The 23460-nt window shown below is 71.6% G+C and carries 22 protein-coding genes; 16 read left to right on the top strand and 6 right to left on the bottom strand.

Annotation, left to right across the window (positions count from 1 at the left end):
• Positions 1 to 2: 2 nt before the first annotated feature.
• On the bottom strand, positions 3 to 260 hold the full coding sequence (locus C7474_RS07775; protein ID WP_121058644.1) for a cytochrome c-type biogenesis protein: 258 nt from the start codon (positions 258 to 260) through the stop codon (positions 3 to 5).
• 100 nt (positions 261 to 360) lie between these two features.
• Here C7474_RS07775 and C7474_RS07770 point away from each other — a divergent pair, with 100 nt between their 5' ends.
• From C7474_RS07770 to serA, 10 genes are all read left to right on the top strand, one after another.
• Entirely contained in the window at positions 361 to 1767 is a 1407-nt protein-coding gene (locus C7474_RS07770) for an alpha,alpha-trehalose-phosphate synthase (UDP-forming) (protein WP_199692396.1), read from the top strand.
• Positions 1764 to 2570 carry a trehalose-phosphatase gene (otsB, locus tag C7474_RS07765; protein WP_199692395.1) on the top strand — a complete coding sequence of 269 codons (807 nt, stop codon included), beginning with the start codon at positions 1764 to 1766 and terminating at the stop codon, positions 2568 to 2570. The genes C7474_RS07770 and otsB overlap by 4 nt, the downstream gene beginning before the upstream one ends.
• A 9-nt stretch (positions 2571 to 2579) precedes the next feature.
• Positions 2580 to 4286 (top strand): dihydroxy-acid dehydratase, encoded by a 1707-nt coding sequence (gene ilvD, locus C7474_RS07760; protein WP_121058642.1) that lies wholly within the window; start codon positions 2580 to 2582, stop codon positions 4284 to 4286.
• Between the two features lie 39 nt (positions 4287 to 4325).
• Complete coding sequence (locus tag C7474_RS07755; RefSeq protein WP_121058640.1) at positions 4326 to 6131, top strand: acetolactate synthase large subunit; 1806 nt, start codon at positions 4326 to 4328, stop codon at positions 6129 to 6131.
• Positions 6131 to 6640 carry an acetolactate synthase small subunit gene (ilvN, locus tag C7474_RS07750; RefSeq protein WP_121058638.1) on the top strand — a complete coding sequence of 170 codons (510 nt, stop codon included), beginning with the start codon at positions 6131 to 6133 and terminating at the stop codon, positions 6638 to 6640. Before C7474_RS07755 ends, ilvN begins: the two co-directional genes overlap by 1 nt.
• Positions 6641 to 6682: 42 nt before the next feature.
• The gene (gene ilvC, locus C7474_RS07745; protein ID WP_121058636.1) at positions 6683 to 7708 is read left to right on the top strand and encodes a ketol-acid reductoisomerase; all 1026 of its coding nucleotides are present in this window, start codon (positions 6683 to 6685) and stop codon (positions 7706 to 7708) included.
• A gap of 166 nt (positions 7709 to 7874) precedes the next feature.
• Positions 7875 to 8591: a copper homeostasis protein CutC gene (locus tag C7474_RS07740; RefSeq protein WP_121058634.1), complete on the top strand. Its 717-nt coding sequence runs from the start codon at positions 7875 to 7877 to the stop codon at positions 8589 to 8591.
• A 32-nt stretch (positions 8592 to 8623) separates the two neighbouring features.
• Positions 8624 to 9127, top strand: coding sequence for a DNA polymerase III subunit gamma/tau (locus C7474_RS07735; protein WP_121058632.1), 504 nt, complete (start codon positions 8624 to 8626; stop codon positions 9125 to 9127).
• Entirely contained in the window at positions 9124 to 9474 is a 351-nt protein-coding gene (locus tag C7474_RS07730) for a bacitracin resistance protein (protein ID WP_121058630.1), read from the top strand. Before C7474_RS07735 ends, C7474_RS07730 begins: the two co-directional genes overlap by 4 nt.
• Positions 9475 to 9618: 144 nt before the next feature.
• A complete protein-coding gene (serA, locus tag C7474_RS07725; protein ID WP_121058628.1) occupies positions 9619 to 11223 on the top strand; it encodes a phosphoglycerate dehydrogenase in 1605 nt (534 codons plus the stop codon).
• A gap of 133 nt (positions 11224 to 11356) precedes the next feature.
• Here serA and C7474_RS07720 read toward each other — a convergent pair whose 3' ends face one another.
• On the bottom strand, positions 11357 to 11902 hold the full coding sequence (locus C7474_RS07720) for a TetR/AcrR family transcriptional regulator (RefSeq protein WP_121058626.1): 546 nt from the start codon (positions 11900 to 11902) through the stop codon (positions 11357 to 11359).
• A gap of 97 nt (positions 11903 to 11999) precedes the next feature.
• Between C7474_RS07720 and C7474_RS07715 the strand changes: the two genes are divergently transcribed.
• The 5 genes from C7474_RS07715 to C7474_RS07695 are packed head-to-tail and all read left to right on the top strand — an operon-like array spanning position 12000 to position 17787.
• On the top strand, positions 12000 to 13553 hold the full coding sequence (locus C7474_RS07715; RefSeq protein ID WP_121058624.1) for an MFS transporter: 1554 nt from the start codon (positions 12000 to 12002) through the stop codon (positions 13551 to 13553).
• Between the two features lie 32 nt (positions 13554 to 13585).
• Positions 13586 to 14638, top strand: a complete 1053-nt coding sequence (locus tag C7474_RS07710) for a 3-isopropylmalate dehydrogenase (RefSeq protein WP_121058622.1) — start codon at positions 13586 to 13588, stop codon at positions 14636 to 14638.
• Positions 14639 to 14671: 33 nt separating this feature from the next.
• Positions 14672 to 15778 carry a branched-chain amino acid aminotransferase gene (locus C7474_RS07705; RefSeq protein WP_121058620.1) on the top strand — a complete coding sequence of 369 codons (1107 nt, stop codon included), beginning with the start codon at positions 14672 to 14674 and terminating at the stop codon, positions 15776 to 15778.
• A gap of 10 nt (positions 15779 to 15788) precedes the next feature.
• A complete protein-coding gene (locus tag C7474_RS07700; RefSeq protein ID WP_121058618.1) occupies positions 15789 to 16556 on the top strand; it encodes a fumarylacetoacetate hydrolase family protein in 768 nt (255 codons plus the stop codon).
• Positions 16549 to 17787, top strand: a complete 1239-nt coding sequence (locus C7474_RS07695; RefSeq protein ID WP_121058616.1) for an MFS transporter — start codon at positions 16549 to 16551, stop codon at positions 17785 to 17787. Before C7474_RS07700 ends, C7474_RS07695 begins: the two co-directional genes overlap by 8 nt.
• 39 nt (positions 17788 to 17826) lie before the next feature.
• On the opposite strand, the gene C7474_RS07690 is transcribed toward C7474_RS07695, so the two are convergent.
• The 4 genes from C7474_RS07690 to C7474_RS07675 all read right to left on the bottom strand — a co-directional run bounded on the left by C7474_RS07690 (position 17827) and on the right by C7474_RS07675 (position 22366).
• A complete protein-coding gene (locus C7474_RS07690) occupies positions 17827 to 19047 on the bottom strand; it encodes an alanine racemase (RefSeq protein WP_121058614.1) in 1221 nt (406 codons plus the stop codon).
• Positions 19048 to 19049: 2 nt separating this feature from the next.
• Positions 19050 to 19436 (bottom strand): RidA family protein, encoded by a 387-nt coding sequence (locus C7474_RS07685; RefSeq protein WP_121058612.1) that lies wholly within the window; start codon positions 19434 to 19436, stop codon positions 19050 to 19052.
• Positions 19426 to 21063 (bottom strand): N-acyl-D-amino-acid deacylase family protein, encoded by a 1638-nt coding sequence (locus C7474_RS07680; RefSeq protein WP_121058610.1) that lies wholly within the window; start codon positions 21061 to 21063, stop codon positions 19426 to 19428. The genes C7474_RS07685 and C7474_RS07680 overlap by 11 nt, the downstream gene beginning before the upstream one ends.
• A 238-nt stretch (positions 21064 to 21301) precedes the next feature.
• Complete coding sequence (locus C7474_RS07675; RefSeq protein WP_422385782.1) at positions 21302 to 22366, bottom strand: aminotransferase class V-fold PLP-dependent enzyme; 1065 nt, start codon at positions 22364 to 22366, stop codon at positions 21302 to 21304.
• A gap of 78 nt (positions 22367 to 22444) precedes the next feature.
• Here C7474_RS07675 and C7474_RS07670 point away from each other — a divergent pair, with 78 nt between their 5' ends.
• Positions 22445 to 23386 (top strand): LysR family transcriptional regulator, encoded by a 942-nt coding sequence (locus C7474_RS07670; RefSeq protein WP_121058607.1) that lies wholly within the window; start codon positions 22445 to 22447, stop codon positions 23384 to 23386.
• Positions 23387 to 23460: the final 74 nt, after the last annotated feature.

Genomic DNA, 23460 nt, shown 5'->3' with positions numbered 1-23460 from the left:
CATCAGCCCTTGAGGCGGCGCTTCAGCAGCTTCTGCTCGTCGCCGGCGACGGCGGAGTCGGATGCGACCAGTCGCCCGCGCGACGCGTTGCGGGTGTCGACGATCGCGCCGACCGCGAGAGCCAGGCTGATTCCCCATGACAGCCACGCGAGCGCCGTGCGCCACGTGAACGGCTCGTCGCTCTCGCGCAGCGCCTTCAGCAGCGTGAAGCCGCTCGTGATCGTTCCGATGAGGCCGGTCCCGAACAGGTACTTGCGCATCCCGACACGCTACCCGAGCGATCCTGCGGGCGGGTACCCCCGGGAGGGTTCGCGGCGCGGCCGATAGCCTGGAAGCTCGGACAGGGATGCGGGTGCGCAAGTGAATACAGCAGATTTCGTCGTGGTGGCCAATCGACTTCCCGTCGATCGGGTGGGCGAAGACGAGTGGCGACCGTCCCCCGGAGGGCTGGTCGCCGCGCTCGAGCCGGTCATGCAGCGCAGCGACGGCGCGTGGGTCGGCTGGCCGGGACAACCGGACCTCGAGCTCGCCCCGTTCGACGCCGACGGCATCCATCTGGTCCCGATCTCCCTGAGCGAGAGCGAGGTCGAGCACTATTACGAAGGCATGTCGAACGACACCTTCTGGCCGCTCTATCACGACGTCATCGCCGAGCCGCGATACCGCCGCATGTGGTGGGACACCTACGTGAAGGTCAACGAACGGTTCGCCCGCGCCGCCGCCGACGTCGCCGCCGAGGGGGCGACGGTGTGGGTGCAGGACTACCAGCTGCAGCTCGTGCCGCGGATGCTGAGGGAGCTGCGACCCGACCTCACGATCGGCTACTTCCATCACATCCCGTTCCCGGCATACGGCCTGTACTCGCAGCTGCCGTGGCGTCGGCAGGTGCTCGAGGGCCTGCTCGGGGCCGATGTCATCGGCTTCCAGCGCGTCGCGGATGCCGGCAACTTCGCACGGGCGGTGCGGCGACAGCTCAAGTACCCCACGAAGGCGAGCGGCATCGCGGTGCCGACCGCCGACGGCGGCACGCGGTCGGCGATCGCGCGCGCCTTCCCGATCTCGATCGACGCCGAGATGTACGAGGAGCTCGCGCAGCGACCCGACATCCAAGCGCGCGCCGCCGAGATCCGCGAGAGCCTCGGCAACCCCAAGACCATCCTGTTCGGCGTGGACCGGCTGGATTACACGAAGGGGATCCGCCACCGCATGAAGGCGTTCGGCGAACTGCTGGAGGACGGCCGCATCGACGTGGCCGACGTCACCCTCGTGCAGGTCGCGAGCCCCAGCCGTGAACGGGTCGATGCGTACCAGCACCTGCGCGACGAGATCGAGCTGACGGTGGGGCGCATCAACGGCGACCACGACACGGTCGGTCACACCGCCATCCGCTACCTGCACCAGGCGTTCCCCCGCGAGGAGATGGTCGCGCTCTACCTCGCCGCCGACGTCATGCTGGTGACGGCGCTGCGCGACGGCATGAACCTCGTCGCGAAGGAGTACGTCGCCAGCCGGGTCGACAACCGCGGCGTGCTCGTGCTGAGTGAGTTCGCCGGCGCCTCAGACGAACTCACGACGGCCGTGAAGATCAATCCGCACGACATCGACGGGATGAAGGACGCGATCGTGCAGGCGATCGAGATGTCCGGCGTCGAACAGGGTCGCCGCATGCGGGCCCTGCGCCGCAAGGTGCGCGAGAACGATGTCACGGCGTGGTCGACCTCGTTCCTGGAGGCGTTGACACAGGCCCGCGCGGAGTCGCAGCGGTGAGCCTCGACCCGAAGATCGCGCGGGTCGCCGCGACACCCCGGCTGCTCGTCGCCCTCGACTTCGACGGGACGTTGGCGCCCCTCGTCGACGAGCCGATGTCGGCGCGCATGACCCCTGAGGCGCGCGCGGCCGTCGCCGCGCTGCAGGCCGCACCGGAGACGACGGTCGCGTTCGTGTCGGGACGCAGCGTCGCCGATCTGCGGGTCATCTCCGAGTTCGACCCGGCCGCCGGCATCCGCCTGGCCGGGTCGCACGGCGCCGAGTTCTACCCGGCCGAGTCGGACACCGATGCCCCGGACCCCGACGCGGATGCCGATGCCCCGGATGCCGACGAGACCGACGCCGCGGAGCGGCTGACCGCGCTCGCCGCTGCAGCCCGCGAGGCGATCGCCGGGCGCGAGGGCGTCTGGCTCGAAACGAAGCCCTACGGGTTCGCGGTGCACACCCGCCTCGCGGCCCCCGCCGACGCGGAGCACGCCCACGCCGCCGTGGCGAGACTCGTCGCAGAGCGCGCGCCGGGGTGGCGCAGCCGACGGGGGCACGACCTCACCGAGTACTCGGCGCGTGCGGCCGGCAAGGACGACGCGGTCGCGCACCTGCGGGCCGTGACCGGCGCGACCGCCGTCGTCTTCGCCGGCGACGACGTCACCGACGAAGACGCACTGCGCAGCCTCGGACACGGCGACCTCGGCATCCGCGTGGGGGCGGGGGAGACGGCGGCGGCGATGCGTGTCGATGACATCCAAGAATTGGCGTCGGTCCTGATGGCACTGGCGCACGAGCGGGCCACCGGGCGGGAATAGACTTCGAGAATGCCTGCGTCCGACGAAACCATCGACATCAAGCCCCGCAGTCGTGCGGTCACCGACGGCATCGAAGCCACCACCTCGCGCGGCATGCTGCGCGCCGTGGGCATGGGCGACGAAGACTGGGACAAGCCGCAGATCGGCATCGCCTCGAGCTGGAACGAGATCACGCCCTGCAACCTGAGCCTCGACCGGCTCGCGCAGGGAGCCAAGGAGGGCGTGCACGCCGGCGGCGGCTATCCCCTGCAGTTCGGCACCATCTCGGTCTCGGACGGCATCTCGATGGGCCACGAGGGCATGCACTTCTCCCTCGTCAGCCGTGAGGTCATCGCCGACTCGGTCGAAGCGGTGATCATGGCCGAGCGTCTCGACGGCACCGTGCTGCTCGCCGGCTGCGACAAGTCGATCCCCGGCATGATGATGGCCAGTGCCCGCCTCGGCCTGTCGAGCGTCTTCCTCTACGCCGGATCGACGATGCCCGGCTGGGTCAAGCTCAGCGACGGCACCGAGAAGGACGTCACGATCATCGACTCGTTCGAAGGCGTCGGCGCCTGCCGTGCCGGCAAGATGAGCGAGGCCGACCTCAAGCGCATCGAGTGCGCGATCGTCCCCGGCGAGGGCGCGTGCGGCGGCATGTACACCGCCAACACGATGGCCTCCGTCGGCGAGGCGCTGGGACTCAGCCTGCCCGGCTCCGCGGCGCCGCCGTCGGCCGACCGTCGCCGCGACTACTACGCGCACCGCTCCGGCGAGGCGGTCGTGAACCTGCTCCGTCAGGGCATCACGACGCGCGACATCCTCACGAAGGAGGCGTTCGAGAACGCCATCGCCCTCGTCATGGCACTGGGCGGCTCGACCAACGCCGTCCTGCACCTGCTCGCGATCGCCCGCGAGGCCGAGGTCGACCTGTCGCTGCACGACTTCAACCGCATCGGCGACAAGGTGCCGCACGTGGCCGACATGAAGCCGTTCGGCAAGTACGTCATGAACGACGTCGACCGTCACGGCGGCATCCCGGTCGTCATGAAGGCGATGCTCGACGAGGGCCTGCTGCACGGCGATGCGCTCACCGTCACCGGCAAGACGCTCGCCGAGAACCTGCGCGACCTCGACCCCGAGCCCATCGACGGCGAGGTCATCCACACCTTCGACAACCCGATCCACGCCAGCGGCGGCATCACGATCCTGCACGGCTCGCTCGCCCCCGAGGGCGCGGTCGTGAAGACCGCCGGATTCGACGCCACCGTCTTCGAGGGCCCCGCCCGCGTGTTCGAACGCGAGCGTGCCGCAATGGATGCCGTCGCGAACGGCGACATCGCCCCCGGCACCGTCATCGTCATCCGCTATGAAGGCCCCAAGGGCGGTCCCGGCATGCGCGAGATGCTCGCCATCACGGCGGCCATCAAGGGCGCGGGCCTCGGAAAAGATGTACTACTCTTGACGGACGGACGATTCTCAGGCGGCACAACCGGCCTGTGCATCGGCCACATAGCACCCGAAGCGGTGGACGCTGGTCCCATCGCCTTCGTGCGCGATGGTGATCTGATACGGGTCGATATCGCGGCTCGCACTCTCGACCTACTCGTCGACGACGCAGAGCTGAGCTCCCGCCGCTCGGGCTGGGAGCCCCTTCCCCCGCGCTATACCCGTGGCGTCCTGGCCAAGTACTCGAAGCTCGTGCACTCCGCTGCGGAGGGCGCGATCACCGGGTAAGGCTTCCGACACAGTCAGATCCCCTGCGAGGTCATCATCATGTCTTCCGACATCTCCGCGGCCCTGCCGCGACCGCCGGCCCGCGGCGCCGGAACGGCGTCCGCACCCACTCTCACGGGAGCGCAGGCGATCGTCCGCTCCCTCGAACTGCTCGGCGTGAAAGACGTCTTCGGTCTGCCCGGCGGCGCCATCATGCACGTGTACGACCCGCTGCTGGATTCCACGGAGCTGCGGCACATCCTCGTGCGTCACGAGCAGGGCGCCGGACACGCGGCCGAGGGGTACGCCTCGGCATCCGGCAAGGTCGGCGTCGCGATCGCCACGAGCGGTCCCGGCGCGACGAACCTCGTCACCGCGATCGCCGACGCCTACATGGACTCCGTGCCGATGCTGTGCATCACCGGACAGGTCTTCTCGACCCTCATGGGCACCGACGCCTTCCAGGAGGCCGACATCGTGGGGATCACGATGCCGATCACGAAGCACTCCATTCTCGTGAAGGACGTGAACGAGATCCCCGGCGCCATCGCGGCCGCGTACGAGATCGCCTCGACCGGCCGTCCCGGCCCCGTGCTCGTGGACATCACGAAGGACGCCCAGCAGGCCTCCGCGCCGTTCGTGTGGCCGCCGAAGATCGACCTCCCCGGCTACCGCCCGGTGACCAAGGCCCACGGCAAGCAGATCCAGGCGGCGGCGCAGCTGCTCGCGGCGGCCAAGAAGCCCGTGCTCTACGTCGGCGGCGGCGTCATCCGCGCGCAGGCCTCGGCGGAGCTGATCCGCCTGGCGGAGGCGACCCACGCGCCGGTCGTGACGACTTTGATGGCGCGCGGCGCGTTCCCCGACTCGCACCCGCAGCACCTCGGCATGCCCGGCATGCACGGCACCGTTCCGGCGGTGCTCGCGCTGCAGGAGGCCGACCTGCTCGTCGCCCTCGGCGCCCGCTTCGACGACCGCGTCACCGGCAAGGCGGCCCTGTTCGCCCCGAACGCGCAGGTCGTGCACGTCGACATCGACCCCGCCGAGATCTCCAAGATCCGCACCGCCGACGTGCCCATCGTGGGCGACGTGCGCGACGTGCTCATCGACCTGGATGCCGCCTACTCGGCGACGTCCGAGAAGGCCGACACGAGCGAGTGGTGGTCGTACCTCGACGGCCTGCGCGAAGAGTTCCCGCTCGGCTACACACAGCCCAGCGACGGACTCATGTCGCCGCAATACGTGATCTCGCGCATCGGTGAGCTCACCGGCCCGGAGGGCGTCTACGCCGCCGGCGTCGGCCAGCACCAGATGTGGGCGTCGCAGTTCATCAAGTACGAGCGGCCCAACGCGTGGCTCAACTCCGGCGGCGCCGGCACGATGGGCTACGCGGTGCCGGCGGCGATGGGCGCCAAGGTGTCGCAGCCCGACCGCCCGGTGTGGGCGATCGACGGCGACGGCTGCTTCCAGATGACCAACCAGGAGCTCGCCACCTGCGTCATCAACGACATCCCGATCAAGGTCGCGATCATCAACAACTCGAGCCTGGGCATGGTGCGCCAGTGGCAGACGCTGTTCTACGACGGCCGCCACTCGCACACCGACCTCAACACCGGGCACGGCACGATGCGCGTCCCCGACTTCGTCAAGCTCGGCGAGGCCTACGGGTGCCTCGCGATCCGCGTCGAGAAGGAGGAGGACGTGGATGCCGCGATCGAACTCGCCCTCGCGACCAACGACCGTCCGGTCGTGATCGACTTCGTCGTCTCGGCCGACGCCATGGTGTGGCCGATGGTGCCGCAGGGCGTGAGCAACAGCTACGTGCAGTACGCCCGCGACCACGCGCCGTCGTTCGACGAGGAGGCTTGATGAGCCGTCATGTCCTGAGCCTCCTCGTGGAGGACAAGCCCGGCCTGCTCACCCGTGTCGCGGGCCTGTTCGCCCGCCGTGGCTTCAACATCGAGTCGCTCGCGGTGGGTGTCACCGAAGTGCCGGGCCTGTCGCGCATCACGGTCGTCGTCGACGTGGAGAGCCTGCCTCTGGAGCAGGTGACCAAGCAGCTGAACAAGCTCGTCAACGTCATCAAGATCGTCGAGCTGGAGAACGCGGCCTCCGTGCAGCGCGAGCACATGCTCATCAAGGTGCGCGCCGACAACCAGACCCGCTCGAACGTCATCGAGGTGGTGAACCTCTTCCGCGCCTCGGTCGTCGACTACGCGACCGATGCGCTCGTGGTGGAGGTCACCGGCGACCGCGGCAAGATCGACGCGATCCTGCGCGCGCTCGAACCGTTCGGCATCAAGGAGCTCGCCCAGTCGGGCCTGCTCGCCATCGGACGCGGCGGAAAATCCATCACCGAGCGCGTGCTGCGCGGCTGACCGCACTTTCAACGACCGGAATACAGAAAGAGAACAACACACATGGCCGAGATCTTCTACGACTCCGACGCCGACCTGTCGCTCATCCAGGGCAAGAAGGTCGCGATCGTCGGCTACGGCTCGCAGGGCCACGCCCACGCGCTCAACCTGCGCGACTCCGGCGTCGAGGTCGTCATCGCGCTCAAGGACGGCTCCGCCTCGACGCAGAAGGCGCAGGACGAGGGCTTCGAGGTCAAGAACGTCGCCGACGCGACCGCCTGGGCCGACCTCATCATGATCCTCGCGCCCGACCAGCACCAGCGCGGCATCTACAACGACCACGTGAAGCCGAACCTCGCCGACGGCAAGACCCTCGCCTTCGCGCACGGCTTCAACATCCGCTTCGGCTACATCGAGGCGCCCGAGGGCGTCGACGTCATCCTCGTCGCCCCGAAGGCCCCCGGCCACACGGTGCGTCGCGAGTTCGTCGCCGGTCGTGGCATCCCCGACATCATCGCCGTCGAGAAGGACGCGTCCGGCCAGGCCTGGGACGTCGCCCTCTCGTACGCGAAGGCGATCGGCGGCACCCGTGCCGGCGTCATCAAGACGACCTTCACCGAGGAGACCGAGACCGACCTGTTCGGCGAGCAGGCGGTGCTGTGCGGCGGCGTCTCGCAGCTGATCCAGTACGGCTTCGAGACGCTGACCGAGGCCGGCTACCAGCCGCAGATCGCCTACTTCGAGGTGCTGCACGAGCTCAAGCTCATCGTCGACCTCATGTGGGAGGGCGGCATCGCCAAGCAGCGCTGGTCGATCTCCGACACCGCCGAGTACGGCGACTACGTCTCGGGCCCGCGCGTCATCGACCCGCGCGTCAAGGAGAACATGCAGGGCGTGCTCGCCGACATCCAGTCGGGTGCGTTCGCCGAGCGTTTCATCGGCGACCAGGATGCCGGCGCCCCCGAGTTCCTCGCCCTGCGCGAGAAGGCCGCCCAGCACCCGATCGAAGAGGTCGGCAAGGAGCTGCGCGCGCTGTTCGCCTGGAAGCAGCAGGACGCCGACTACACCGAGGGATCCGCCGCGCGCTGATCCCGTCGCGCCCCGCGCGTCAGACTCCCGGCGATCCGCCGGGGACGGCTGTCAAGAGCCATCCGGAGCCCGGTCCCCACAAGGGGCCGGGCTCCTTCTCGTACCGGCGCGCTTCTTCCGGCCGGCTGACCGCGGTCGACGGCGCGCCGGGGCGTACGCTGACCCGGTGAGCATCACCGTGGAGATCGCCGTTCAGGACGCCGCCGGTGCGGCCCTCGCCATCGCGGGCGGCGCCGACCGCTTGGAGCTGTGCCAAGCCCTCGAGATGGGAGGGATCACCCCGTCTCTCGGCATCCTGGAGTCGGTCTTCGCCGCCGTCGACCCGGCGCTCGTCAATGTGCTCGTGCGGCCTCGCGGCGGCGGGTTCGTCTACGACGCCGACGAGGTCGCCGTCGTCGCCGCCGACATCGCGGCGTGCGTCGCGCGCGGTGCCGGGGGCGTCGTCGTGGGGGCGCTCGATGCGGACGGCGGGCTGGACCGCGACACCCTCCGGCGGTGGCGGGACGCCGCGGCGGGCGCGACCGTGACGTTCCATCGGGCGATCGACGCCGCCGCCGATCCGGCCGCCGTCTTCGACGCCCTCCTGGCCGAGGACGTCGACCGCGTTCTCACCTCGGGCGGCGCGCCGCGCTCCGTCGACGGGATCCCGGCGCTGCGCGACTTCGTCGAGCGGGCCGCGGGCACCCTCGAGGTGCAGGCCGGCGGGGGAGTGCAGCCGGGCGACATCGCGGCGCTGCGTGCGGCCGGCGTCGACGCGGTGCACCTGTCCGCACGCACCCGCGCGGGCTCCGCCTCGCCCTCAGGCCCCGGTGGGGGCGCAACGGGACACGATGCGACCAGCGCCGCGATCGTGGCCGCGGCGGTCGCCGCCGCCCGCGGCTGAGCCGCCCTCCCGGCGCCGGGTAGGCTGTCGGGGTGCACAGGGACGGGGACGACGACGCGCTCAGCTGGGACGGCGACGACGACCCGACCCTCCACACCCGGGCCGCAGGCGCGGCGCTTCCGACCGGATTCACCGCCGTCGGCAAGGGCAGTGACGATCTCGCCACCACCCCGCCCGCGTCCGGATCCGCGCACACCGACGGTGCGGCATCCGACGCCGACGAGGAGCGGGAGGACGCGCCGCAGCTGAGCAACGCCGCCCTCATCGGTCTCGGCCTGCTCGGCGGCGTCTACCTGCTCTACACGATCGGGTGGATCATCGGCGGGCTGCGGCTGCAGGGCGTCGCGCGCTTCCTCGTGACGGATGCCGCCTTCGCGCCGTTCCTGTGGGTCGCCGTCGCCGCACCCGTGCTGTGGTTCGCGACGGTGTACCTGCTCACGCGCGCCGGGAAGGCGTGGGTGCGCTTCGCGTGGCTCATCGGGGGAGCGCTCCTGCTCGTGCCGTGGCCGTTGCTCATGATCGGAGTCGTCGCGTGAGCGCCCCCGCATCCGCCACCACCGCGCCGCGCACGCCGGTATGGCTCGTCGTCACCATCGCGGGGCTGTTCGGTCTGCTCTACGCGTACGCCGTCTGGAACGCCGTCGCCTTCCTCGTCGCCCAGGCATCGGGTGCGCTCGGCCTCAACGTGCTCGGCTGGGGCGTGCTGCTGTTCGCCGCCGTGCTGCCGGTGCTCGTCTTCGGCGCCGCCTTCGCCCTGGGCTGGCGACGCACGCCCGGCCGCTTCGCCCTCGTCCTGCTCGCCGGGCTCGGCGTCGTCGCGGTGTTCTGGCTCGACGTGCTCGCCTACTCGGTGGTCTCCGGCGCGTCGATGCTCGGCGGCTGACGGCCGCACGCGCGGCGCACCGGCATCCGATTTCGCACGGCGTCACACGGTTCGGCGGCTCCGACACCGGCCGGTAGGCTGTCCTCACCCGCCCCGACGTCGTGCGGCGTGGCCTCTCCCAGCACCAAACACGAAGGTTCTGCCGTGTCCAAGCCCGTCGTCCTCATCGCCGAAGAACTCTCTCCCGCCACCATCGACGCCCTCGGTCCCGATTTCGAGATCCGTCACGTCGACGGCGCCGACCGCGGCCTGCTGCTGCCGGCCCTCGCCGACGTCGATGCCGTCCTGATCCGCTCGGCGACGAAGATGGATGCCGAGGCGATCGCCGCCGCGCCGTCGCTCAAGGTCATCGCCCGCGCCGGTGTCGGCCTGGACAACGTCGACATCAAGTCGGCCACGGCGGCCGGCGTCATGGTCGTCAACGCCCCGACCTCCAACATCATCTCCGCCGCCGAGCTCACCGTCGGCCACATCCTGAGCCTCGCGCGCCACATCCCGGCGGCGCACGCGTCGCTGGCCGCGGGCGCGTGGAAGCGCAGCTCGTTCACGGGCACGGAGCTGTTCGAGAAGACCGTCGGCATCATCGGCCTCGGCCGCATCGGCGCGCTCATCGCGGCCCGCCTGCAGGCCTTCGGCGTCTCGGTCATCGCCTACGACCCGTACGTGACGCCCGCCCGCGCCCAGCAGCTCGGCGTGCAGCTGCGCGAGCTCGACGACCTGCTGCGCGAGAGCGACTTCGTCACGATCCACATGCCGAAGACCCCCGAGACGACGGGGATGATCGGCGCGGAGCAGTTCGCGATCATGAAGCCGACCGCCTACGTCGTCAACGTCGCCCGCGGCGGGCTCATCGACGAGGCCGCCCTGCACGCGGCGCTCACGACCGGGGAGATCGCCGGCGCCGGCCTCGACGTCTTCACCTCGGAGCCCCCCAAGCCCGACGGCACCGCCTTCCCGCTGCTCGAGCTGCCCAACGTCGTCGTCACCCCGCACCTGGGGGCGTCCACGGACGAGGCGCAGGAGAAGGCGGGCGTCTCCGTCGCGCGTTCGGTCAAGCTCGCCCTCGAAGGCGATCTCGTGCCGGATGCCGTCAACGTCGCGGGCGGCATCATCGACCCGTTCGTGCGCCCCGGCATCGCCCTCGTCGAGCAGCTCGGTCAGATCTTCACGGGGCTCGCGACGAGCGCGCTCACGAGCCTCGACATCGAGGTTCGCGGCGAACTCGCCGAGTACGACGTCAGCGTCTACAAGCTCGCCGCGCTCAAGGGCATCTTCACGAACATCGTCAGCGAGAAGGTCTCGTACGTCAACGCGCCGCTGTTCGCCGAGCAGCGCGGCATCGAGACGCGTCTGGTCGTCGAGGCCGAGAGCCCGCTGTACCGCAACATCACCATCCTGCGCGGCACCCTCGCCGACGGGTCGGAGCTCACCGTCTCGGGCACCCTCGCCGGCACCCGCATGGTGCCGAAGGTCGTCGGCATCAACGGCTACGAGCTCGAGGTGCCCATCGAGCGCCACCACGTCGTGATGCGCTACGCCGACCGCCCCGGCATCGTGGCGATCTACGGTCAGAAGCTCGGCGAAGCGGGCATCAACATCGAGAGCCTGCAGGTCGCGCGTCCCGACGCCAGCGGGCGCGCCCTGTCGGTGCTGACGGTGTCGTCGCCGGTGCCCGACGAGATCCTCGAGCAGATGCGCGAGGCCGTCGCGGGCGACATCTTCCGTCAGATCGAGCTCACTGAGGACTGACCGTCCCGACGATCCCCGTTCACTCGGGAGGAGATCTGCGTTCGGGAGGATGAAGGGCGGCGATCCGCCCTCCCGAATGCACATCTCCTCCCGAACGCGCGGATGCCGAGCGTCGAACGCGGATGCCGGAGCGTCAGGGCGCGGTGGTGCGCGTCACGAGCGCGATGAGCGCGTCGAGGTCCGCACCTTGCGGCACGAGGGCGGCCGCTTCGGCCACGCCGAGCGCGTTGTTGAAGTACAGGCCGTCGCTCACCAGGATGACGAGGTCGAGGGCCGCCTGATCGCGCACGTGCGGGCGGAGGGTGCGCTCCCAGCGCTCGCGCATGTCGCGCAGCGCCGTGTTCGCCCCGGCGCTGCCGGCCTGCGCCAGGCGTGAGACGGCGACGATCGCGCGGTCGAGCGGGTCGTCGTCCATGACCGACGAGCGCAGGAAGTAGGCGACGGGCCCCTCCGGCGCCGACTTGATCTCGGCGATGTCGGCGGTCACGAGTGCGTCCAGGCGGGCGACGATGCCGGCCTCGAGCGCGTCCTTGCTGGGGAAGTGGTAGAGCAGACCGCCCTTGGAGACGCCGGCGGCGTGCGCCGCGGCATCCATCGTCGCCGACTTGGCGCCCTCGCCCAGCAGCAACCGCTCGAAGGCGTCGAGCACCAGTTCGCGGGCGCGTGGGGGACGGCTCATGACTCCATCATCCTTCCGAACGGCGGGTTCTCCGTGTTACTATACCGGCTGGACGGTTAAGAAACTCGCCGTCCGACCTCGAGAGCGATGTGACGACGTGACCCTGACCGAAGAGATCCAGTTGGCCGAATCCGCCGGGAGGCGCGTCGGCGTACGCGGCTGGCTCGCGCTGATCGTGCTGATGCTGCCCGTGCTGCTCGTCTCGGTGGACAACACCGTGCTGAGCTTCGCGCTGCCCGACATCGCGCGAGACCTGCAGCCGACCAGCATCGAGCAGCTGTGGATCATCGACGCCTACCCGCTCGTGCTCGCCGGCCTCCTCGTCACGATGGGGACCCTGGGTGACCGGTTCGGCCGCCGTCGGATGCTGCTGATCGGCGCGACCGGATTCGCCGCCGTCTCGGTGCTCGCCGCGTTCGCCCCGACGGCGACCGCGCTCATCGCCGCACGCGCCGCGATGGGCGTGTTCGGCGCGATGCTCATGCCCTCGACCCTTTCGCTGCTGCGCTCGATCTTCACCGACCGCGACCAGCGCCGGCTCGCGATCGCCGTCTGGGCGTCGATGTTCTCGGCCGGTGCGGCGCTCGGCCCGATCGTCGGCGGGCTGCTGCTCGAGCACTTCGCGTGGGGATCGGTGTTCCTCATGTCGGTGCCCGTGCTCATCCCGCTGCTGGTGTGCGCGCCGTTCCTCGTGCCCGAGAGCCGCGACCCGAAGCCCGGACGCATCGACCCGGTCAGCATCGTGCTGTCGATGCTCACGATGATCCCGGTCGTCTACGCGATCAAGGAGACCGCCGTGCACGGCGTCGGCATGCTGCCGCTCGTGCTCGTCGTGGTCGGTGTCGGCTTCGGGGTGCTGTTCGTCCGCCGTCAGCTCGCCTCGCCGGCGCCGATGCTCGACATGCGGCTGTTCACCCGCGGCGCGTTCACCGGCGCGCTCCTGGTGAACCTGCTCAGCGTCATCGCGCTCGTCGGGTTCCTGTACTTCGTCTCGCAGCACCTGCAGCTCATCGTCGGCCTGTCGCCGATGGCCGCGGGGCTCGCGCTCGTCCCGGGCATGGCGGCGATGATCGTCGCCGGGCTGCTCGTCGTGCCGATCTCGCGTCGCGTGTCGCCCCGGGTCGTGGTGCCGTCGGCGCTCGTGCTGTCGGTGTCGGCGTATCTGATCATCCCGTTCGCCGTCGAGTCGCTCCCGCTGCTGGTGGGCGCCTTCACGCTGCTGGGCATGGGGATCGGCGCCGCCGAGACGGTCTCGAACGAGCTGGTGCTGGCCACGGCGCCGCCCGCGAAGGCGGGTGCGGCCAGCGCCGTGTCGGAGACCGCCTACGAGCTCGGCGCCGTGCTCGGCACGGCGGTGCTGGGCGGCATCCTGACGGCGGCCTACCGGAACGGGCTCGTGCTGCCGGGCGGCCTGCCCGCGGCCGCCGAAGCCGCCGCGCGCGAGACCCTCGCCGGTGCGATGACGGTCGCCGACACGCTCGCCCCGGCCGCCGCCGAGGCCCTGCGCACCGCCGCCGCGCACGCCTTCGACTCGGGTGTGGTCATCACGGCGCTCATCGGCGCCGCGCTCGTCGCCGTGGCCGGCGTCATTGCGGCCACTACGCTGGGAGGCACGCGGGAGTCGTCCCGCACCGCGCCGCCCACGCACTGATCGGCGACGCGTCCCCGACCCCGAGGAGAGCAATGTCGCGCGTCGTCACCCTGGCCGTCATCCCCGGCGACGGCATCGGCCCCGAGGTGGTCGCCGAAGCCGAGAAGGTGCTCGACGCCGTCACCGCCGGCGGCGACGTCGTCTTCGAGCGCACACGTTTCTCGCTCGGCGCGGGCCGCTATCTCGACACCGGCGACACGCTGACGGATGCCGACCTCGAGGCGATCGCCGGCCACGACGCGATCCTGCTCGGCGCGGTCGGCGGCGTGCCGGGCGACCCGCGGCTGAAGGACGCCAACATCGAGCGCGGCCTGTTGCTGAAGCTGCGCTTCGCGCTGGACCACTACGTCAACCTGCGTCCCTCGAAGCTGTATCCGGGCGTGCCGGGACCCCTCGCCGCCCCCGGCGACATCGACTTCGTCGTGGTCCGCGAAGGCACCGAGGGCCCCTACGTGGGCAACGGCGGCTCCATCCGCACCGGAACACCGCACGAGATCGCCAACGAGACCAGCGTGAACACCGCCTACGGCATCGAGCGCGTCGTGCGCTACGCGTTCGCGCAGGCGCAGCGCCGCCGGCAGAAGCTCACGCTCGTGCACAAGACGAACGTGCTCGTGCATGCCGGCGGCATGTGGAAGCGCATCGTGGATGCCGTGGCCGCCGAGCACCCGGACGTCGCCGTAGACTATCTGCACGTCGACGCGGCGACGATCTTCCTGGTCACGAACCCGGGCCGCTTCGACGTGATCGTCACCGACAACCTCTTCGGCGACATCCTCACCGACTTGGCCGGCGCCGTCACCGGAGGCATCGGCCTCGCCGCTTCGGGGAACATCAACCCCGACGGCGCGTTCCCTTCGATGTTCGAGCCCGTGCACGGCTCCGCGCCCGACATCGCAGGACAGCAGAAGGCCGACCCCACGGCCGCGATCCTCTCCGTCGCCCTCATGCTCGACCACCTCGGGCTCGGCGACGAGGCCAGCCGCGTCACCCGCGCGGTCGAGGCCGACATCGCCACGCGGGGTTCGGCCACCCGCACGACCGCCCAGGTCGGCGACGCCATCGCCGCGGCCGTTCAGGCGTAGCCTGGACCCGCCCGCAGAAGTCAGGAACGACACATGAGCCTCACCTACGACCCCGACGCCGCTCTCGCCCCGCTCGAGTTCGCGGTCACCAAGAACCTCGCCGCGAAGTCGCCCGCCGAGCGCGACGCGCTGCTGGCCGCACCGGCCTTCGGCACCGCGTTCACCGACCACATGGTCGACATCTGCTGGTCGGTGCGCGGCGGCTGGCACCGCCCGCGCGTGCAGCCGTACGGTCCGATCTCGCTCGACCCGGCCGCCGCCGTGCTGCACTACGGTCAGGAGATCTTCGAGGGCATCAAGGCCTACCGTCACGCCGACGGCTCGATCCACACGTTCCGTCCCGACCAGAACGGCCGCCGTCTGCAGCGCAGCGCCCGTCGCCTGGCTTTGCCGGAGCTGCCGGTGGAGTACTTCCTGCAGTCGATCAAGGAACTGATCGCCGTCGACGGCGCGTGGGTGCCCTCCGGCGAAGACCAGAGCCTGTACCTGCGGCCGTTCATGTTCGCCAAGGAGGCGTTCCTCGGCGTGCGGCCCGCCAACAAGGTGGCCTATTACCTCATCGCCTCTCCGGTCGGCGCCTACTTCAAGGGCGGTGCGAAGCCCGTCTCGATCTGGCTCAGCGAGGACTACGCGCGCGCCGGCAAGGGCGGCACGGGCGCCGCCAAGACCGGCGGCAACTACGCGGCGAGCCTGCTGCCGCAGGCGGAAGCCTACGAGCAGGGCTGCGACCAGGTCGTCTTCCTCGACCAGGACCGCAACGTCGAGGAGCTCGGCGGCATGAACGTCGTGTTCGTCTACAAGGACGGCACGATCGTCACGCCGCAGTCGGATTCGATCCTCGAGGGCATCACGCGCGACTCGATCCTGCAGCTGGCCGCCGACCGCGGTCACAAGGTCGAGGGCCGCGCCGTCTCGCTCACCGAGTGGCGCGAGGGCGTCGCCTCGGGCGACATCGTCGAGGTGTTCGCGTGCGGCACGGCCGCCGTCGTCGCCCCGATCGGCGAGTTGAAGGGCACCGACTTCATCGACGAGCAGCCGCTGGGCGAGCTCGCGCTGTCGCTGCGCGAAGAGCTGACCGACATCCAGTACGGCCGTCGCGAAGATCGCCACGGCTGGCTCGTCCGCCTCGACGAGGCGTGAGGGCGGCCGCGTGAGGATCGCCCGTTTCAGCCACCAGGAGCGGATCGGTTTCGGCATCGTCGACGGCAGCGACCTCGTCGTGCTCGCCGGCGACCCGCTGTTCGCCGGATTCGACACGACGGGGGAGCGCGTCCCGCTCGGCGAGGTCGCGCTGCTGGCCCCCGTCATCCCGCGCTCGAAGATCATCGGCATCGCCCGCAACTACCGTGACCACGCCGCCGAACTCGGCAACGCGGTGCCGGCCGAGCCGATGATGTTCCTCAAGCCCAACACGTCCGTCATCGGACCGGGGGACACCATCGTGCGCCCCCGCCAATCCGAGCGCGTCGACTACGAGGGCGAACTGGCCGCCGTGATCGGCCGCGTGGCCAAGAACGTCTCGGTGGACGACGCGCTGGACTACGTCTTCGGCTACACGATCGGCAACGACGTGACCGCGCGCGATCTGCAGAAGGCCGACGGCCAGTGGGCGCGTGCCAAGGGCTTCGACACCTTCTGCCCGCTCGGCCCCGCGATCGAGACCGAGTTCGAGCCGACGGCCGACGTGCGCATCATCACGCGCGTCGACGGCGAGGTGCGGCAGGACGGCACGCTGGGGGAGATGGTGCACTCGGTCGCCGAGTTCATCTCCTACGCCTCGCAGGCCTTCACGCTGCTGCCGGGCGACGTCATCCTCGCCGGGACGCCCGCCGGGGTCGGTCCGATCGTGGCCGGGGAGAGCGTCGAGGTCGAGATCACGGGGCTGGGCGTGCTGCGCAACCCCGTGCGCGATGCCTGAGGCGGCCGGGACCGCCGTCACCGAGCCCGAGCTCGCCCGCATCCGCCGGCGCACGCTGTGGGTGCTCTCGCTCGGACAGGTGCTCGGCGGTGTCGCGTTCGGCGCGACGATCTCGCTCGGCGCGATCCTCGCGACCGACATCTCGGGCGACGAGACCTTCTCGGGGCTCGCGACGGCCCTCGTCACGCTCGGGACGGCGGCGTTCGCCGTGCCCCTGGCCTCGTTCGCGCGGCGCCGGGGACGTCGTCCCGCGCTCGCGTCGGGGATGCTGCTGGCGCTGACCGGTGTGCTCGTCGTCGTGCTGGCGGCCGGCATCCGCTCCTTCCCCGTGCTGCTGCTGGGATTCGCGCTGATCGGGGCGGGGCAGGCCGCGAACCTGCAGTCCCGGTTCGCGGCGGCCGACCTCGCGACGGTGTCCTCACGCGGCCGCGACCTGTCGATCGTCGTCTGGGCGACCACGATCGGTGCCGTGCTGGGGCCGAACCTCGTCGGTCCCGGGCAGGCGCTCGGCGATTCTCTCGGCATGCCGGCCCTCACGGGCCCGTATCTGTTCACCGTCGTCGCGCAGGTGCTCGCCGTGGCCCTGTACCTCGTCGCACTGCGCCCCGATCCGCTGCTGCTGGCGCAGCGCATCGCCGCAGCGCCCACCACGGTCGCGGCGCGTGTCGCGGGGCCGGACCGGCCGCTGCTCGCGCGCTACGCGATCGTCGCGATCGCCGGCGCCCACGGCGTCATGGTGGCGGTCATGGCCATGACCCCCGTGCACCTGATGCACCACGGCGCGTCGATCGAGGTCGTCGGCCTCACCATCAGCCTGCACATCGCCGGGATGTACGCGCTGTCGCCGGTGTTCGGCGTCCTCGCCGACCGGTGGGGGCGCATCGCGACGGTGCTGCTCGGTCAGGGTGTGCTCGCGGCGTCGTTGCTGGCGGCGGCGCTCGGGCAGGCATCGACGGTCGCCGTCACAGTGGCCCTGGTGCTGCTGGGCCTCGGCTGGAGTGCGTCGACCGTCGCGGGCGCGGCGCTGCTGGTCGAGGCGTCCTCCGAAGACCGCCGCACGCGCCGGCAGGGGCGCAGCGACCTCGCGATGAGCCTCGTCGGCGGCGTGGGTGCGATCCTCGCGGGGGTCGTGCTGTCGTGGATCGGGTACGGCGGGTTGGCGCTGGTCGCGCTCGTGATCGTCGTCGCCGTGCTCGTGCTGACGCCGTACGCCCGTCGCGCCTCGGCCTGAGCGGGGCGGGGTCCGGCCGACGCGGACGGGCGCGAAGGGTCAGAAGCGGGTCTCGACGAGTCCGACGACCGGCGGATCCACCTCGGTGAACGAGCGGACCACCGGGATCAGCCGCCATTTGTCGAACATCGTGCACGGATGCGACAGCCCGAGCATCACGGTCGCGCCCACGGGCGGCGCCGGGTTCCCCGCCGGCATCCGCAGGAACGCGTGCTGGTCGTTGAGAGCCGTCACCTGCGCCGCGGGAAGGCCGAGCGGCGTCGGCAGGTCGAGGTCGTACGGCACGTCGCGGCGTCCCGCGTCGAGGAGGGCGAGCCCGACGTCGGGCGACGAGACCACCCGCGTCACGGCCCGCGCCGCCGGGGCGAGCCCGGCGCCCTCGAACGGTGAGACCGAGGCGTAGTACCCCTCGTCGTGGATGAGGGAGGCGCCCGAGCGCAGGACGTACCGTCCGGGACCGGATGCCGCGGCCTCGGCCAGAACGTCGGCGACGACGTCGGGGAACGCGCTACCGCCCGCCGTGACCAAGAAATCGGCCGGATCGTCGGCATGGTCCCGCAACTCGGCGTGGAGCGTCAAGAGATCGCGGGTGAACCGCTCGGCGGCCTCGAGGGCCGCCGCCTCACGCCCGTGCGCGACGGCGCCCTCGTACCCGGCGACACCCGCGAGCACGAGGCCCGGACTGTCCTGCACCATCGCGGCGAGCTCCCGCGCGTGCGCGAGATCACGGGCGCCGGTGCGTCCGCCGGGTCGGCCGAGCTCGACGAGCACCTCGAACGGCCGCGCGCCGGCGTGGGCCGCGAGCAGCCGGATACCGACCGCGTCGTCGACCCACGACCACACCCGGCCCGGACGCGCCTCGAGGTCGGCGGCGAGCCAGCGCGCCGCGTGCGGGTCGGCGATCTGGTTCGCCAGCATGACGTCGCCGATGTCGGCGCCGCGGGCGACGCGCAGCTGCCACGGCGTCGCGACGGTCAGCCCGGTGGCACCGGCGTCCCGCTGCAGCCGCCACAGCTGCGGCGCCATCGTCGTCTTGCCGTGCGGCATGAGCTCGAGGCCGCGGGCGGCGGTCCAGTCGGCGAGGAACGCCGCGTTGCCGAGCAGCGCCGCCTCGTCGAGGACGAGCGCAGGCGTCCACAGGTCGCTCAGCCGCGGCCCGCGCTGCACGAACTCGGCCGCGGTGAGGCCCTCGGCCCAGGCGGGCAGCGCCTTGTCGTCGCCGCGCAGCATCCGGCCCTCGGGGAGGCGCTGCCACGTCATCGTCAGGCCTCGGGGAGGTGGGCGACCACGTCGATCTCGACCAGGATGTCGGCGAGGGTCGAGCCGACGGTCGTGCGCACCGGGTAGGGCGCGGTGAAGAACTCGCCGTACGCGCGGTTGTACTCGGCGAAGTCGGCGTTCAGGTGCTCGAGGTGCGCCGTCACCTTCACGACGTCGTCCATCGTCGCGCCGCGCGCGGCCAGCACCGACTCCACATTGCGCAGCACCTGCTGCGTCTGCTCGTAGACGCCGCCGGGGACGACCTGTCCGGTGGCCGGGTCCTGCGGTCCGAAGCCGGCGGTGAACAGGAAGCCGCCGGCGACGACGCCGTGGCTGTACGGACCCGCGGGGTTCGGGGCGTCCTCGATCATGACGGCGTCACGGGGCATGGGGGTTCCTCTCGATGGGGTGGTGGTGCGGGGATGCGGCGGAGACGGTCGAGGTGCGGCGTGCGGCGCCGCCGGGCAGCGCGCCGGTGAGCGCGCCGCCGGCGAGCACCGGCACGCCGGCCACGAGCACGTCGTCGATGCCGACGGCCAGGGCGGTCGGATCGTCGTAGGTGGCGCGGTCGGTGGCGACGGCGGGGTCGACGACGGCGAGGTCGGCGCGCATCCCGGCGGTGACGGTGCCGCGATCGTGCAGGCCGAACCGGCGCGCCGGACCCGCCGCGAGGTGGCGCGCGGCATCCTGCCAGCTCAGGGCCCCCGTCTCACGCACGTACGTGCCGAGGAAGCGCGCGAACGTGCCCCGCGCGCGCGGATGCGGCGCCGAACCGATGAAGATCCCGTCGGAGCCCCCGGAGTGGGCGGGGTGGGCGAACAGGCGACCGAGGTCGCTCACGGGCCGCTCGTCGCGCACCGCCATGACCGCGCTCACCTCGAGGCGGTTGCGCGCGAGCAGGTCGAGGGTCGCGGCCACGACGTCGCCGTCGGGAGCCGCGCCGCCCACCCCGGCGGCGGCGAGCTCGGCGAGGGTGCGCCCCTCGGCCTGCGCCGTCATGGGGGCGTGCGCGATCCGGATCATGGTCGGCCACGGCGGTCCGAGGCTCGGCTTGTCGGCGACGCTCGGGAACCAGTCGCGTCGCAGCCGCGCACGCTCGGCGGGGTCGCGCAGCAGCGCCACGGCCGCGTCGACCTCGAGCGCGCTGTACGAGGGCGGCAGCACCGCCATCGCGAGGATCGTGCACCCCCGCGTGTACGGGTACATGTCGTAGCTCACGTCGATGCCCTCGTCGAGCAGGGCGTCGACGAGTCGGATGCCGTCGTCGGCGGCGACGTGGAAGTGCGACACGTGCACGCGCACGCCGCTGCGGCGGCCGATCTCGGCGACTTCGGCCAGGCCCGCGGCCGTGTTGGTCTCGTAGCCGCCGCGCATGTGCGTGACGTAAACGCCGCCGGCCTCGGCGACCGGCGCGCACATGGCTGCGAGCTCGGCGGGGTCGGCGAAGATCCCGGGCACGTAGTCGAGACCGGACGACAGACCCAGCGCGCCGTCGGCGAGCCCCTCGGCGACGAGGCGCCGCATCGCGGCGAGCTCGGCATCCGTCGGGGGGCGCTCGGCCATGCCCATGACCTCGTGACGCACCGTGCCGGCGGGCACCAGGTAGCCGACGTCGAGGGGCAGCCCGGCGTCGTAGGTGCGCAGGAGGGCGGCGACGGAGCCGCCCCGGAACGTCGGGTGGGCGCCGTTGATCGCCGCGAAGTAGCGCGTGGCCCAGCCGCCGTCGCCGGGGGCGTACGACACGCCGTCCTGGCCCGCGATCGCCGTCGTCACGCCCTGGCGGAGGAGCGCGAGCTGCACCTCGGGGCGGAACACGGCGCCGTCGACGTGGGAGTGCGCGTCGACGAAACCGGGCAGGATCAGCCGGCCGCGAGCATCGAGGATCTCGTCGCCCGGCACCGGTGCGATCTCGCCGACGGCCGTGATGAGCCCGCCCTCGACGGCGACGTCGGCACGCCGCGGGCCGGCGCCGAGGCCGTCGACGACCTCTCCACCGTGGAGCACGATCCGGGTCACGCCCCCGATTCTAGAAGGAAGGTTTCCGGATTCGTGGGTGTGACGTGTCGGATGTGAACGGGCCGTGGTCCATCGCCGCGTCGGCGTGCGTGTCACAGGAAGGGCCGGTGGGAGGTGTGCGGGACGACCGTTCGTGTGACATGTGCGGGTGGCGTGTCACGCGATGTGCCGGTGCCGGAGGCTGGGGGCGGCCGTTCGTGTGACATGGGCGGACAACGCGGCCGGCGCGGTGCCTCGCTCAGCGGCCGAGCGCGGCGGCGGCGAGGTCGACGTCGGCGGCGTCGTTGAACACGTGGAATGCGACGCGGGCGCGGCCGCCTCGGCCCGAGGCGATCACGCCGGTGGCCGTGAGCGCGGCGAGGTCCGTCCCGTCGGGGTCGTCCCAGGTGACGATCGCGCCGGCGCGTTCCGGGATCGCCAGTCCCAGCCGCTCGCGGAACGACCGGGCCAGCGACGTCGTCCGCGTGTGGATGCCGAGGGTGTCCGCGTCGGCGAAGGCCCGCAGCGCCGGCTCGGCGCCGACGAACGCCTGCCAGGCGGGGGACACGTCGAAGCGCCGCGCGCACCCGGCGAGGTCGACGGCGGTGCCGTAGCACGACGCCCACGGGTCCTCGCCGGCGTACCAGCCGGCGTGGACGGGCCGCAGCATCCGGGCGTAGTCCGCCCGGAGCGCGAGGAACGAGACGCCCCGCGGGCAGCACAGCCATTTGTACGCGTGGCAGACGAGGGCGTCGAAGCGCGCCGCGTCGACCGGCAACCAGCCGACCGCCTGCGTCGCGTCGCACACCGTGCGGGCCCCGACGCGTGACGCCGCGGCGACGATCGCGTCGGCGTCGGCGACCTCGCCGGTCGCCGATTGCACGAGCGAGAACGCGACGAGCGCGACGTCGTCGGCGACGGCTTGCGCGAAGGCGTGCAGCGGCGCGGTGCGCACGCGGATGCCGCGACCGGCATGGACGAAGGGCAGCGCGACCGACGAGAACTCGCCGTCCGGCACGAGCACGACGGCGCCGTCGGGAAGGGACGCGGCGAGCATGCTGAGCTGCACCGACGTCTGCGAGCCGATCGCGATGCGCTCGGGCGACACGGCGACGAGCCGTGCGAACGCCTCCCGCGACGACTCGACGGCCCGGCAGTACTCAGCGACGTCGGGCCGGCGGTCGAGCTCGGCAGTCAGGGCGCGGCGCGTACCCGCCATGACCAGACCGGCGGTGCAGGCCGCGAGGTACCCGCGTGCGTTCGAGAACTCCGCGCCGAGGTCGCCGGAGGGCGACGGGCGTCGGAGGTCGAGGGCGGCAGGCACGACACCAGCATCCGCGCGTCCGAATCATTCGTCTACAGCAGGTGTGGGATGAAACACATGCCGTGCGATGATGCGTGAATGGATGCGGACCTCGATCTCGACGTGCAGAGCCTGCGGATCGTGCGGGCGATCGCCGACACCGGATCGATCACGGCCGCCGCAGAGAGCCTCGGCTACAGCCAGCCGGCGATCAGTCAGCACCTCCGTCGGCTCGAGACGCGCGTCGGGATTGCACTCGTCGAACGCGTCGGCCGCGGCGTGCGGCTGACGGAAGCCGGACGCGTCCTCGCACGCCACGCTCCCGCGGTGTCGCTCGCCGTGGACGCCGTCGTCGAGGAGCTCGCGCACCTGAGGGGCCTGCGCACGGGGCTCGTGCGGCTCGTCGCGTTCCCGTCGGCCTCGCCGGTGGTCGTGCCGCGCCTCATCGCCGCCCTCGCGGCGGCGCATCCGGGGCTGTCGGTCACCTACCGCGAGGCGGAGCCGCCCGAGGCGGTCGCCGCGGTGCGGGAGGACCGGGCCGACATCGCCCTCACGTTCAGCTACCCCGGTGACCGGGACGATCCGCACCGGTCCAGCGCGCGCGGCCTGACGGTGCGCGCGGCCGGTCGCGACGAGCTGATGCTCGTGCTCCCGGCATCCGCGCCCGCCGTCGTCGAGGTCGCCGACCTCGCGGACGAGACCTGGATCGCCGGATGCCCCCGCTGCCGCGGTCATCTGCTCGAGCTGTGCGGTCGCGCCGGATTCGAGCCCCGCATCGGCTACGAGACCGACAACTACGTTGCCGTGGAGGGTCTCGTCGCCCAGGGGATCGGCGTCGCGACGCTGCCGCGCATGGCGCTCGAGTCGTTCCCGCTGCTGCCCGGCATCCGCACCGCGCCGCTGCCGCCCGCCGAGGCGCGCCGGTTGCACGTGATCACCGCGCAGGGGGCGGAGCGCGTGCCGTCGCTGGCCGCCGCTCTCGCCGCCCTCGCCGAGGTGCTCGCCACTGGCCGCGACGGTGAGAAACCACTCGCAGGCTGAGAAATCATGGCGGAGCAGATTTCTCGCCGCCGTTGTGATTTCTCGCAGCGGCTTTCTCGCACCGCGCGCGCGAT

The organism is Microbacterium telephonicum (assembly GCF_003651225.1).
In the GTDB taxonomy this organism is placed as follows: domain Bacteria; phylum Actinomycetota; class Actinomycetes; order Actinomycetales; family Microbacteriaceae; genus Microbacterium; species Microbacterium telephonicum.
Note: the sequence above shows the minus strand (reverse complement) of the source record. Positions and strands in the feature narration are given on the sequence as shown.